The following is a 12,155-nucleotide window of genomic DNA, read 5'->3' as shown; positions in this document are numbered from 1 at the left end:
GCAGAGGGGTGACGCGTCCTCCGCAAGCTCCGGGCCCTCCTCAGCTCAGGGAGCAGAGCGGTGACGCGGTTTCGCGCGAACCCGCCCGCGCCCGACGGCCGCGGTGGACGATGGAGGTCATTGCTCCGACGGCGGGAGATGCCATGATCGACTGGGATGGTGCAAGGTACGCGGAGGTGAGCGGGCTTCAGCGGATGGTCGCGGAGGAGTCGATCGCCGATCTCGCGCTCTCCGGGAACGAGCGACTTCTCGACGTCGGCTGCGGGGACGGGTTCATCACCATGTTGCTCGCCGAGCGACTCCCCGACGGCTCGGTGGTCGGCGTCGACCCCTCGCACCGGATGATCGATCGCGCTCTGGCGCGTGTGCCGTTCGACATGCTGCGCGTCCAGTTCCACGTCGACAACGTGCTCGCGTTGCCGTTCGAGGAGGACTTCGACATCGCGGTCTCGTTCAATGCGTTGCACTGGGTCCACGAGCAGGGTGAGGCCCTGCGTCAGATCGCCCGCAGCCTCGTCGGCGGTGGACGCGCCGTGCTGCAGATGGTGTGCGCTACCGAGCGGCCGAGCATCGAGGACGTCGCCATGCAGGTCGCCGCCGATCCTCGATGGTCCGGCAGTTTCGAGGGATTCAGCGCGCCGTACGTTCACGTCGAACCGTCCCACTTCGGCGATCTCGCCGCGGAAGCCGGGTTCACCGTCGACGACCTGACGGTCAAAGACCTGTCCTGGCAATTCGATTCGATCGACGACTTCCGTGCGTGGTTCGGGGTGGGCGCCTCCGATTGGACGAGCCGGATCACCGATGCGGAGATCGACGGGTTCGTCTCCGCGGTGATCGACCGGTACCAGGAGATCGTCGGCGACACTGCGCTCTTCCGATTCAGCCAGCTGCGGGCCTCACTCACCAGACGGGCCTGAGACGACAACGGGCGGGCCACCTGTGAGAGGTGGCCCGCCCGTTCGCGTCCCGCAGGTCAGGGGACGTAGTTGAACGTATCCGGATCGGGGCCGATGCGATCATCGGTGTTGAGACCGTCGATCGCCGCGACCTCGTCGTCGGACAGCTCGAAGTCGAAGAGCGCGAAGTTCTCCTCGACGCGGGCGCGCGTCACCGACTTGGGAAAGACGATGTCGCCCCGCTGGATGTGCCACCGCAACGTGACCTGAGCGGCCGAACGTCCCTTGGCCTCTGCGATCTTCGTGATGACCGGGTCGTCGACGACCTTTCCCTGCGCGATCGGCGACCATGCCTCGGTCGCGATGCCGTGCTGGGAGTTGAAGGCACGCAAAGGATTCTGCGACAGATACGGATGCACCTCGATCTGATTCACGGCCGGGACCACATCGGTCTCGGCGAACAGCCGCTCGAGATGGGACTGCTGGAAGTTCGACACACCGATGGCGCGTGCCTTGCCCTCGGCGTAGGCCTTCTCGAGGGCCTTCCAGGTCTGGACGTAGTCACCCACCTCGGGCAGCGGCCAGTGGATCAGGAACAGGTCGACCTGGTCGACACCGAGGTCGGCATTCGTCCTGTCGAGCGCCTTCAGCGCATCGTCGAAGTCGTGGAATCCGTTGTTCAGCTTGCTCGTGATGAACACCTCGTCGCGGGCGAGACCGGAATCCCGCAGCGCTTCACCGACCCCCTTCTCGTTGCCGTACATCTCGGCGGTATCGATGTGCCGATACCCGACCTCGAAAGCGGTCAGCGTCGCCGCTCTCGTGTCCTCGGGCGGGACCTGGAAAACGCCGAATCCCAGCTGCGGGATCGTGACCCCGTTGTTGAGCGTGATGTTCGGGGTGATCATCTCTGCCCCTCCTTCGATTCGAGTTCTGATACTTGCGCCCTCCGAGGGATTGAAAGACTCAGCGGAACACTCGATGGACGTCACTGCGCGACGATGCCGTCGAGCGCTGTCAGACTGAGGTCGTCGAGCTTCACGTCATAGGCGCCGAGTAAGTCCTTGAGAGCGGTTTCCCTACGGGTACCGGGAATCGGAACCATCCGCTCATAGCGGGCCAGCATCCAGGCCAGGACAGTCTGGTGGCGCGATGCTCGCGCGTAATTCGCAACTTCGGCGAGCGCCCCGATCTCATAGACACCGGACTTCCGGTCCGGCCCCCCGAACGGGCTCCAGGGGAAGAAGGCCAACCCGAGGTCCGCTGCCAGATCGATTTCGCTCTCGCTACTGCGAAACCAGAACGAGTACTGGTTCTGCACCGCCACGAGACTCTCTCCCAGGATCTCCTTCGCCACGAGGATCTGGCCCCGATCGACGTTCGAGACGCCGGCAGTCCGGATCACGCCTTTGTCGACCAGTTGCGCAAGCGCTTCGACCGATTGCGCGAACGGAACCTCGGGATCAGGCCGATGGAAGTAGTAGAGGTCGATGATGTCGACTTCCAGCCTCTCCCTGGATGCCTCCGCCGCCGCTGTCAGCTGGCTCGGGCCTCCAGTGCAATAGCGTGAACCGTCGGGGTTGACCGCCCGCCCACCCTTCGTCGCCACGAGCACGTCCTCGCGTCGCCCACCCCACTGCCGCAGCGCATCCGCCACCAACACTTCGCCGTATCCGACGGGTTCATCCGGAAGGTGGTAGCTGTCGGCGGTGTCCAGAATCGAGACGCCCCGATCGAGTGCCCAATGGATCAACGCGATCGCTTCGTCCCATGCCGGACGTTTCGGAAGGCCAGACAACGGCCACATCCCGAATCCCAACCGGCTCACCCGCTTTTCCGCCAGATAGATGTAATCCACCTCTGTCACAGCTCCTCTCACCGGGACTGTCGGCTACTTCACGCGCTCGCCGTAGAGCGTCACGACACTCGCCTGATCTGCCATCCGTTCGAACCCCTCGATGACGGTCCTCATCTCAGGACTGCTGGAGGTCATGGACTGGAAGGCCTCGTAACTGTCGACCTCGATGTCTTCGACAATCTGGATCCGCGCGTCCTCGCGGTCACTGCCGAGAATCTCGCATGGCATGAACCGGATCACCGAATCCTGCATCGGAGTGATGATCTGATCGACGGTGGTTGACCACTTCCGATACTCGTCCATCGACACGCCTTCGGCCAACCGGTACATCACAAAGATCTTCTGCATGCTTGCTCTCCTTCGTCGTTGGGTTCGGTTCATCTGCTGCACCGCAATGTTTTCGGCCGCCAATTACGCGCGTATCAACTGCGGGTTGAGCCGTGATTGCGCCGCGGATCGCGCCGGGAACCGCCCTCGCCACGGCACCGACAGCGTCTCTGATGGCGAAACGACGATGTATAACGGCGCAAACCCGCCGTAATGCTGAGTCCGTAACTTCCCTTCGCACAGGCACTTCGCCTCATCAGGCCCGACGAAAGGAAGAGAACTTGTTCAAACTGGGATGGTTCGTCAACGGATACAGTCCGAAGACATGGACGGGCCCATGGGCAGGTAACCACGCCTCCGAGTGGACCGGGCCGAACTTCTGGATCGATGTGGCACGAGGGCTCGAACGTGGCGGTTTCGACATGTTCTTCATGGAGGACTCGGCGATGGTCGAGGACACATACGGGGGAACCGCGGAGACGACACTCAAGTACGCCGAGATGGCTCCGAAGAACGACCCGATGCCGCTCGTGCCGCTGCTGAGCACGTTCACGCGGCACATCGGCATCGTCTCCACCATCTCCACCATCCAGTACCACCCGTACATGGCTGCACGACTCGGTGCGACGCTCGACCATCTCACCGAAGGTCGGGTGGGCCTCAATGTCGTGACGTCGGTGAGTCACCGGGTCGCCCAGAACTACGGTTACGAACGACATTTCGACCACGCCGAGCGGTACCAGATGGCCGAGGAGTGGATGGATGCGGTGAACGCTCTGTGGGGTTCGTGGGAGGAGGGCGCACTCGTCCACGACCTCGAAGAACCACGCTTCGCGGATCACAAGAAGGTGCACCCGGTCGACTTCGTCGGCAAATACTTCCGGACCCGCGGTCCGTTGAACACCGTCCCGGGCCCGCAGGGCCGGCCGGTGATCGCACAGGCCGGCGGGTCTGCGCCCGGCCGCGATCTGGCCGCGCGAAATGCAGACGTCATGCTCGGACTCGTGAAGTCCCCGGAGGACATGGTCGAGTTCCGGGCCGACATGGATCGTCGGTTGCGCGAGTACGGCCGGGATCCCGAGGACCTTCATATCTTCTTCATGGCACACGCCTTCATCGGCGAGGACGATGCCGCCGGAAAGGAGCGTTACCAGCGTTCAGTGGATCATCGGACCCATCCCGATGAGATCGAGAAGCGCCTCTGGACGATGTCATACACCAGTGGCGGCGAGATCGACTACGCAAAGTACGACCGTCACGGACCGATCCCCACCGAGTTGGGCAACGGTGAGACCACAACCCACAAGCTCATGCTCGCGGCGGCCGCCGAAGGGAAGACGCTCTACGACTTGGTGACCGGCCCCATGAACTACGGCATGGACTTCGTAGGGTCGGCGAAGACCATTGCGGCTCAGATGGACGAGGTCATGAAGAGCACTGAGCGTCCGGACGGATTCCTCATCCAGGGCATCGACGACGAGCTGTCCCGTCGCACGCTGACGGAGATCACCGACGGATTGTGCGCGGAGCTTCAGCGGCAGAGACTCATCCGCACCGGATACTCCGGCCGAACATTCCGCGAGAACCTGTCCAACTGGGACTGAGTAGCGCCAGGGCCGTGACGAAGCGGCCGCGGCGATGCCTTTCGACGAGGTGGTCATTCATTCAAGAATATTCCTGTTTAACCGGATCACTGCTCGCCATAAATCAACAGACCTATTCAATGGTGAATATTTGGTTGGGGATTAATATTCAATGCTTGCGTTCAATGCTGAATCGCGGCGGAAGCACCTCGAGGAGAGTTCGCCACCACATTCCACCCACTCCGTCGTTCACCGATGCAGGTACCGAACAGCCTGCGGCACCTCCGGACGACTCCAGCTCCAACACATGGATACTCGGTCGGAACACCCGACACCAGGCGGCTGCCAGAGCAGGCAGACATCGATCGAACATTCAGGTCAGCTACTCGATATTTGCGCCACTGTTACGCCGGAGGCAAGACAGGCGAGGCTATGTTACCCGCTCGTTAGGAAGTCGCCTTCCGTTTGACGGACTGTTCGACCGGCGAAACAGTATTGGAGTTGCCGACGGCCAAGAGCACTGTGAAAGCTCATATTACTTCGAGGGATCTGCGAATTCTTTCGCACACCCTCTTTTTGACAATGAGGAGACAAGTACACATGTTGAATAGAGGCCTTCGCGCTTGGAAACAGCGCAGAATGACAAGGGGGGTGCTGGCCGCCGGGACCGTCGGCATCGCTGTCGGTGCACTTCTGACGGGTTGTGGGTCAGGGGAGAACGAGGCCAGCTCGGCGGCTGCAAACGAAGCCCTGACATCTATCCTGAGTAATTTCACCCCGGCCCCAGGTGACGAGGTCCCCAACGTCGACGTCAAGTTCGCGATGTGGCCTTATGGCGATACGACCATCGGGTTCATCGGCATCGAGAAGGGCTGGTTCAAAGAAGCGGGAATCAATCTCGAACCGGCCCAGGGACAGACCCAGTTGGACAGTCAAACTTCCGCGAATCTGGTCTCCGGTGCTCTCGACACGACGCTCGACTTCCTGCCGACCCGAGTCAACAAGTACGAGCAGCAACCGTCGATCAAGAGCTTCGGCGTGACCAACATGTTCATCGGCAACTACGTGCTGGCTTCTCCGTCGTCCGGCCTGAAACCGCTCTCGGATTTCCTCGTGGATGGCGCCGACTTCAACGCGGCCGTAAGCAGCGTCGTCGACGAGATCCAACCCGAGCGAATCGCACTGTCCGACCAACCGGCGCCGCACAATCTCTTGAACGCCCTGCTGAGCATCGCAGACAAGACGACGGGTGACCTCAAGAACGTGCAGGTGCTCGAAGACACGAAGATCGTCAACCTCGCCAAGGGCGGCGGGACCGATGTCGCGATGGTATCGGGTGCAGCGCAGGCCATTCAGCTGCTCAACATGGGTTTCACCCCGATCTTCGCCTTCCAGGATCTCGCAGACAATCTGCCGGCGGGAGACGACCGAGTCGCTGCCGGCGTCGGCCATGTGTCGCTCGCAGCCACCTCGTCCTACATCGGCGAGAACCTCGACACCGTCCTGCGCTTTCAGTCGGTGTACTGGCGGATCATCGACTACATTCAGACCAAACCCGAGGAAGCACTTGCGGTCTCGCTTCCCCATCTCAATCAGGCAACCGGCTTCAACCTGTCCCTCGAGGAATCGATGCGGATCTTCCGGGACTTCTATCAGATGGTCGGATTCGGCGACTCGGCCAAGTTCTACGATGATCCGACTTACCCGCTGGGGCTCGGCCCTGTGTACGAGGCCCAGATCGCAACTGCGAAGGGCCACGGCGTCATCAAGGGAGACGTCTCGCCGACCGACTTCGTCGTCGGCGGTCAGGTCTACCACATCATGAACGAGCTGAAGACCAAGTACGACCAGGCGGTGAGCATCTCGACGGCATCCGACGAGGTGAAAACCAAGGCGCAGGCATACTACGACGCCTTCAACTTCCTGGACGCCTACCGGACGCTGTCGGCAGCCTCGCCGACCGCGCAGCAGTAGCCATCGCCGGCGGTCTCACACGCGACGACAGTTGATGGGTGAGACCGTCGGTGATACGTCATCGTGCACCGTCCCAGTGTCGTGAACCGATGCACCGCAATGGAATTACTGGTCGAACAAGTAACCGCACATCCCACGGAGATCAGATGGCGACGACACATCCGGACATGACCCCTTCACTTGAACTCAACGACGTAACCAAACGCTTCCGATTGGCATCCGGAGGCACGGTCACAGCCGTGGACGGTGTGTCGATCACCATCCCCAGAGGGGAGTTCGTCTGCGTGATCGGCCCCTCCGGCCACGGTAAGTCGACTCTGATGAACCTCGTGGCCGGGTTCATCACACCGGATGAGGGAGTGATCAGTGCTCACGGCGAGCCCGTAACGGGTCCCGGACCCGATCGCGGGATGCTCTTCCAGGCGGACACCCTGTTCAACTGGATGAAGGTCCGTCGCAACGTCGAGTTCGGTCTGAGGGCACGCGGCCTGCCGAAGTCGGAACGCAAGCGGATCGTCGACAATCTTCTGCATGCCGTCGGTCTGACAGAGTACGGCGACGCGTGGCCCAAACAGCTGTCCGGCGGTATGCGCCGACGTGCGGCGATCGCAGCGGTCTTCGCGAACGAACCAGAGGTCCTACTCATGGACGAACCTTTCACGGGCCTCGATTTTGCGCGCCGGAACGTCATCTACGGCGTACTGCTGGACCTGTGGCGGCGTGTCAACAACACCGTTCTGTGCATCACCCACGATCTCGATGAGGCATTGACCATCGCGACTCGCGTGATTGTCGTCGTGCGGGGACGCGTCGCGCTCGACGAGCCACTGGACATGCCGTATCCGCGTACCCCCGAGATGCTGGCCGCGCCAGAACTCGTAGATCTACGTGTGCGTGTCCTCGACCACCTCGAGAATGCGGTCGGCGACACGGTCGGTAGTGCACGGTGAGTGTGATGACTCGGTGGGTGACCCGGTTCCGGCCGGCCGACCTCATTCTCGAGGTCGCCGGAATCGGGCTGGTGATGCTGTTCTGGTACGCGGCCACATTGGTCACCACCCGCAGCCAGGTCCCGACCATTGGCCAGACTCTCTCCGCAATTCAGGACGGCTGGAACGGCATCCCTGCCGTTCAGTTCTTCGACTTCTCCACCGGTGGAATCAAGAGCGCGCTCGTCTTCACCACAGTCCACGTCGTGGCAGGCGTCGGGGTCGGCAGCATCGCAGGCCTACTCGTCGGCGTGATCCTCGCGGTCTTTCCGGTCTTCCGTTCCTACGCGCAACCAGTGCTGATCGTCGCCGGCACTGTACCTCTGATGGTGCTCCTACCGTTTCTGCTGATCTGGTTCGGGACCAGCACCTTCGCACAGACGGGACTGGTGGTCGTGTCGGCGTTCATCACGGTGGCGGTCTCGGTCCAGTCCTCGGCGATGACCGTCATGGGACAGTATGCGAACTACGCTCGCACACTCGGCGCGTCGGAGACGACAGTGGTCACGCGCGTCATGCTGCCTGCGATCGTTCCCAACGCCATGTCGGCGATCCGAGTGTCGTTGGCGGCCGGTTGGGGTTGGCAATGCGTCGCGGAACTGGTCGGCGGCAACAACGGCGCCGGTCGAATCATCAAGGCCACAGCCAATATCGGTGCTGTGGACGCAATCTTCGCCATGTTGCTCTGCGTGGTTGTGACCGCATTGCTGGTGGACGGCGCAGTGACGACGTTGGGCAAATTGTTGACGCGCTGGCAAGCGTGAGAAGGGGGAGTTTCCGAAAATGACCGCTGGAAGCATTGTCCAACGAAGACTACCGCGCCCGGCGCTGACTGTTCGCTGGCGCAAACCCAGATCGCCGCGGATCGGTCCGCGGTCCGCGCGTGCTGCGATCGTGACGTTCGTGGCCCTGTTCGTGCTCTGGCACCTCGTGTCGATGGTCGCCGGAACGAGTTCGATATCCGGACAGCGACTGGTTCCCAACATCATCGACCTCGCCGGCGCCTTCCGATCGTTGTCGAACTGGTGGGTCGGAGGTCTCGGGGTACCGACAACCGGATCCGGACATGCAGAAACGTATTCCGGTGCGCTGCTGTCGATCTTCTACCACACGGCAGTGACCCTGGGCAGGCTGGCCGGGGGCCTGCTGTTGGGAATGGGCGCGGGCCTCGTTGTCGCGTGCATCGTCGGATGGTCGCGGATCGGTCGCCGTCTGTTCCGGTTTCCCGCCCACTCCGCGCGAATGATTCCGCTGCTCGCGATGATGCCGCTCTTCGGGCTCTGGTTCGGAAACACCGACACCGGCGCGGTCCTGTTCGTCGCGGTGGCGGCATTTCCCATCGTCTTCGTCGTGGCGGAAACCGCCATTGCCGCTGTGCCGGAGGCATTCTCGAACTCCGCACGAACCCTGGGCGCAGGACGCCTCCGGACCTACTTCACTGTCGTGATCCCGGCGGCAGTACCGCAAGTACGTGGCGGGATCATGCTCGCCCTCGGTCAGAGCTGGAGCATGGTCATCGCCGCGGAGTTCTTGGGCCAGCCCACGGGACTGGGCAACATCGTCAACCAATCCGAACAGTTCGGGCACACCAACATCATCGCCCTCGTCGGATTGCACGTCGTGATCTGCGCCGGGCTCACGTTTGCATTAGCGGGATGGGCGTTCGGGCGCATCACGCGCTGGAGCGAGTAGGGAGAACAGACGACATGACCACGACAAGAATCCGCCGACAGAACTTCAGCCACCGGGCGTACACGCTCTTGAGATTCGCCATCAAGTCCGGTCGACTCCCCTCTGGATTTACCCTCGACGAGCGCTCGATCCAAGGCAACTTCGGGTTCTCGCGTTCAGCCGTCCGCGAAGCGATGCAGCGGCTTGCGGTTGACGGTCTCGTACAGCGACGTCCCGCGGTGGGCACCACCGTCCGCAGCGAGCCCATCCCGATTCCGGTGCAGGACATAGTGCCCGAAGATTCCCATCAGGTGATGACATATCGCCGTCTCGAGACATTCACCATGACCGGCAACAGCTACCTCGAGATGCGCCTCGGCGACCGGGAGTCCGACGTCACGATGTGCGAGGTGCTGTTGTCGGTCGGCGGCGAACCCATCGGCGTGCTGACGACCTTCGCCGCGGGGGCGAACTCAGGGTCACTCCTGCAGGGATCTGCCCAGATGCACACCCTGGAGGTTGAATTCCCCATCCAGTACCCCGGTGTGGACTTCGGTTCGATCGATGTCTCCGTAGACGCACGCGTTGCCGATCCCGAGATCGCCGGCATCCTCGGCGTCGAACCGGGTTCCGCGCTGTTGGTGCGTGAACAAGTGCTGCGCGACGCGCGGGGTGTCACCTGGGAGTACGGGTTCGCCCAGTATCGAGCGGATCGCGTCATCTTGACGTCTGACCGCGTGATTGCCACGTCCAAGAAGCCACGTACGTGGGTGGCCGATTTCAACGAGTCCTTCCGCCACCAACGACGCGCCGTATGACGAACCGGGCGGGCCACCCGTGAGGTGGCCCGCCCGTTCGCGTCCCGCAGGTCAGGGGACGTAGTTGAACGTATCCGGATCGGGGCCGATGCGATCATCGGTGTTGAGACCGTCGATCGCCGCTACCTCGTCGTCGGACAGCTCGAAGTCGAAGAGCGCGAAGTTCTCCTCGACGCGGGCGCGCGTCACCGACTTGGGGAAGACGATGTCGCCCCGCTGGATGTGCCACCGCAACGTGACCTGAGCGGCCGAACGTCCCTTGGCCTCTGCGATCTTCGTGATGACCGGGTCGTCGACGACCTTTCCCTGCGCGATCGGCGACCATGCCTCGGTCGCGATGCCGTGCTGGGAGTTGAAGGCACGCAAAGGATTCTGCGACAGATACGGATGCACCTCGATCTGATTCACGGCCGGGACCACATCGGTCTCGGCGAACAGCCGCTCGAGATGGGACTGCTGGAAGTTCGACACACCGATGGCGCGTGCCTTGCCCTCGGCGTAGGCCTTCTCGAGGGCCTTCCAGGTCTGGACGTAGTCACCCACCTCGGGCAGCGGCCAGTGGATCAGGAACAGGTCGACTTGGTCGACACCGAGGTCGGCATTCGTCCTGTCGAGCGCCTTCAGCGCATCGTCGAAGTCGTGGAATCCGTTGTTCAGCTTGCTCGTGATGAACACCTCGTCGCGGGCGAGACCGGAATCGCGCAGCGCTTCACCGACCCCCTTCTCGTTGCCGTACATCTCGGCGGTGTCGATGTGCCGATACCCGACCTCGAAAGCGGTCAGCGTCGCCGCTCTCGTGTCCTCGGGCGGGACCTGGAAAACGCCGAATCCCAGCTGCGGGATCGTGACCCCGTTGTTGAGCGTGATGTTCGGGACTGTCATACGCGATCTGTCCTTTCCTAGTGGCGAGACGGGGTCGTACGTCGGCACTGCGTCGCCGGGTCAACCCTGGCCGGAAGTCGCACGACCATGTTCGGTTTCAAGGCACGCCTGGGCGGGGAATATTCCTGCACACCGTTTGACCTGCGCCGATTGCTCCGACGCGTCAGTTCTTCCGAGGAAGGCGCCGCTCGCGCTCCTCGGTGAGCTGCATCTCCTCGAAGTCGGCGAGTCGGCTCCGGGCCGGTTCCCCGAGCTCTTTCGTCACCAGCGAGACCAGCAGCTCGGTCAAGACGAATCCGTGCGCCATCGAGTCGAAGGGGCCCGGTCCGGTGTGGCTGGTCGTCAGGACCGATGCCGCCTGGGAGGCCAGGGGGGACAGATAGACGTCGGTGACCAGCACCAGTTGAGCACCGCGCTCGGCGGCCCGCAGCCCCCATTCGATCGTGGTCTGCTGGTACCGGCGATAGTCGAAGAGGACAGCGACGGTGCGATCGTCCACGTCGGTCATCGCGGCCATGCGATCCGCCGAACCGGGTGGGATCAGGACGACGCCGGGGCGCAGCATGCGCAGGTACTGGTGGAGTTGGGCAGCAAGGACCGAGGTGAACCTGCCCCCCATGAGCATCACACGACGGTCGGTGTCGGCGAGTGCCGCGACCGCCGCGGCGAGGTCGTCCTTCGACAGATTGTTGACGGTCGCGCGAACGCCCTCGGTGTAGAGCACCGCCGCGTCGGCCAGAGCGGAGTCACCTGTCGACCGACCCAACTGCTCGGGGTCCGAATCATCGCTTGTCGGATAGACGGTGACGGGTGAGAACAGGCGTGTCTGCACCTCGTCGCGCAGAGCCTCCTGGAACGCGCCGTACCCGGAGAACCCCAGTTTGCTCACGAGTCGCAGGGCGGTCGGCGCGGATACCTTTGCCTCGCCGGCGAGTTGCGCGATGGGAACGAGACCTGCAGTGGGATATCCGTCGGTGAGAGCCGCGACCACGCGGAGTTCGCCGGGAGCCAACGACCCGCGAACCTGGCGGATGCGTTGCGCGACGGTCCCCTCGAGCGGTGCACCCTGAGTCATGGGCGAAGTCTAATCGGCGCGCCGGCGCCGCCGGATGTGAGAGCGCCGGGCGAGACAGCGATCGGCGCATTCTAGGCGG

At 62.8% G+C, this 12,155-nt stretch carries 13 protein-coding genes and 1 pseudogene; 8 read left to right on the top strand and 6 right to left on the bottom strand.

Features of this window, described 5'->3' with window-relative positions; all coding sequences use genetic code 11:
- Positions 1-143: 143 nt before the first annotated feature.
- On the top strand, positions 144-920 hold the full coding sequence (locus BLU62_RS24510) for a class I SAM-dependent methyltransferase (RefSeq protein ID WP_074852453.1): 777 nt from the start codon (positions 144-146) through the stop codon (positions 918-920).
- 56 nt (positions 921-976) lie between these two features.
- On the opposite strand, the gene BLU62_RS24505 is transcribed toward BLU62_RS24510, so the two are convergent.
- The 3 genes from BLU62_RS24505 to BLU62_RS24495 all read right to left on the bottom strand — a co-directional run bounded on the left by BLU62_RS24505 (position 977) and on the right by BLU62_RS24495 (position 3,105).
- Positions 977-1,807 carry an aldo/keto reductase gene (locus BLU62_RS24505; protein WP_074852452.1) on the bottom strand — a complete coding sequence of 277 codons (831 nt, stop codon included), beginning with the start codon at positions 1,805-1,807 and terminating at the stop codon, positions 977-979.
- 80 nt (positions 1,808-1,887) lie between these two features.
- Positions 1,888-2,757 (bottom strand): aldo/keto reductase, encoded by an 870-nt coding sequence (locus BLU62_RS24500; protein ID WP_208863663.1) that lies wholly within the window; start codon positions 2,755-2,757, stop codon positions 1,888-1,890.
- Between the two features lie 33 nt (positions 2,758-2,790).
- Positions 2,791-3,105, bottom strand: a complete 315-nt coding sequence (locus BLU62_RS24495) for a hypothetical protein (protein WP_074852451.1) — start codon at positions 3,103-3,105, stop codon at positions 2,791-2,793.
- Between the two features lie 260 nt (positions 3,106-3,365).
- Here BLU62_RS24495 and BLU62_RS24490 point away from each other — a divergent pair, with 260 nt between their 5' ends.
- From BLU62_RS24490 to BLU62_RS34970, 6 genes and pseudogenes are all read left to right on the top strand, one after another.
- Positions 3,366-4,688 carry an NtaA/DmoA family FMN-dependent monooxygenase gene (locus tag BLU62_RS24490; RefSeq protein ID WP_074852450.1) on the top strand — a complete coding sequence of 441 codons (1,323 nt, stop codon included), beginning with the start codon at positions 3,366-3,368 and terminating at the stop codon, positions 4,686-4,688.
- Between the two features lie 480 nt (positions 4,689-5,168).
- Positions 5,169-6,641, top strand: a complete 1,473-nt coding sequence (locus BLU62_RS24485; protein ID WP_139180071.1) for an ABC transporter substrate-binding protein — start codon at positions 5,169-5,171, stop codon at positions 6,639-6,641.
- A gap of 239 nt (positions 6,642-6,880) precedes the next feature.
- Positions 6,881-7,591: an ABC transporter ATP-binding protein gene (locus tag BLU62_RS24480; RefSeq protein ID WP_208863662.1), complete on the top strand. Its 711-nt coding sequence runs from the start codon at positions 6,881-6,883 to the stop codon at positions 7,589-7,591.
- 17 nt (positions 7,592-7,608) lie between these two features.
- Entirely contained in the window at positions 7,609-8,394 is a 786-nt protein-coding gene (locus BLU62_RS24475; RefSeq protein WP_159441580.1) for an ABC transporter permease, read from the top strand.
- A gap of 130 nt (positions 8,395-8,524) precedes the next feature.
- Complete coding sequence (locus BLU62_RS24470) at positions 8,525-9,322, top strand: ABC transporter permease (RefSeq protein ID WP_074852447.1); 798 nt, start codon at positions 8,525-8,527, stop codon at positions 9,320-9,322.
- Positions 9,286-9,495, top strand: a pseudogene (locus BLU62_RS34970) (GntR family transcriptional regulator); the annotation flags it as partial. The gene BLU62_RS24470 and the pseudogene BLU62_RS34970, both read left to right, overlap by 37 nt.
- Here BLU62_RS34970 and BLU62_RS34420 read toward each other — a convergent pair.
- Positions 9,478-9,609 (bottom strand): hypothetical protein, encoded by a 132-nt coding sequence (locus tag BLU62_RS34420; protein WP_280141554.1) that lies wholly within the window; start codon positions 9,607-9,609, stop codon positions 9,478-9,480. The pseudogene BLU62_RS34970 and the gene BLU62_RS34420 overlap by 18 nt on opposite strands.
- 6 nt (positions 9,610-9,615) lie before the next feature.
- On the opposite strand from BLU62_RS34420, the gene BLU62_RS33995 reads away from it, so the two are divergent.
- On the top strand, positions 9,616-10,119 hold the full coding sequence (locus BLU62_RS33995) for a UTRA domain-containing protein (protein ID WP_244278311.1): 504 nt from the start codon (positions 9,616-9,618) through the stop codon (positions 10,117-10,119).
- Positions 10,120-10,170: 51 nt separating this feature from the next.
- Here the strand turns inward: BLU62_RS33995 and BLU62_RS24460 are convergent, their stop codons facing one another.
- Together BLU62_RS24460 and BLU62_RS24455 are read right to left on the bottom strand one after the other, a co-directional pair.
- The gene (locus BLU62_RS24460) at positions 10,171-11,001 is read right to left on the bottom strand and encodes an aldo/keto reductase (protein ID WP_074852445.1); all 831 of its coding nucleotides are present in this window, start codon (positions 10,999-11,001) and stop codon (positions 10,171-10,173) included.
- Positions 11,002-11,164: 163 nt separating this feature from the next.
- Positions 11,165-12,076 carry a MurR/RpiR family transcriptional regulator gene (locus tag BLU62_RS24455; protein WP_074852444.1) on the bottom strand — a complete coding sequence of 304 codons (912 nt, stop codon included), beginning with the start codon at positions 12,074-12,076 and terminating at the stop codon, positions 11,165-11,167.
- Positions 12,077-12,155 lie beyond the last annotated feature (79 nt).

It is taken from the genome of Gordonia westfalica (assembly GCF_900105725.1).
GTDB lineage: Bacteria > Actinomycetota > Actinomycetes > Mycobacteriales > Mycobacteriaceae > Gordonia > Gordonia westfalica.
Note: the sequence above shows the minus strand (reverse complement) of the source record. Positions and strands in the feature narration are given on the sequence as shown.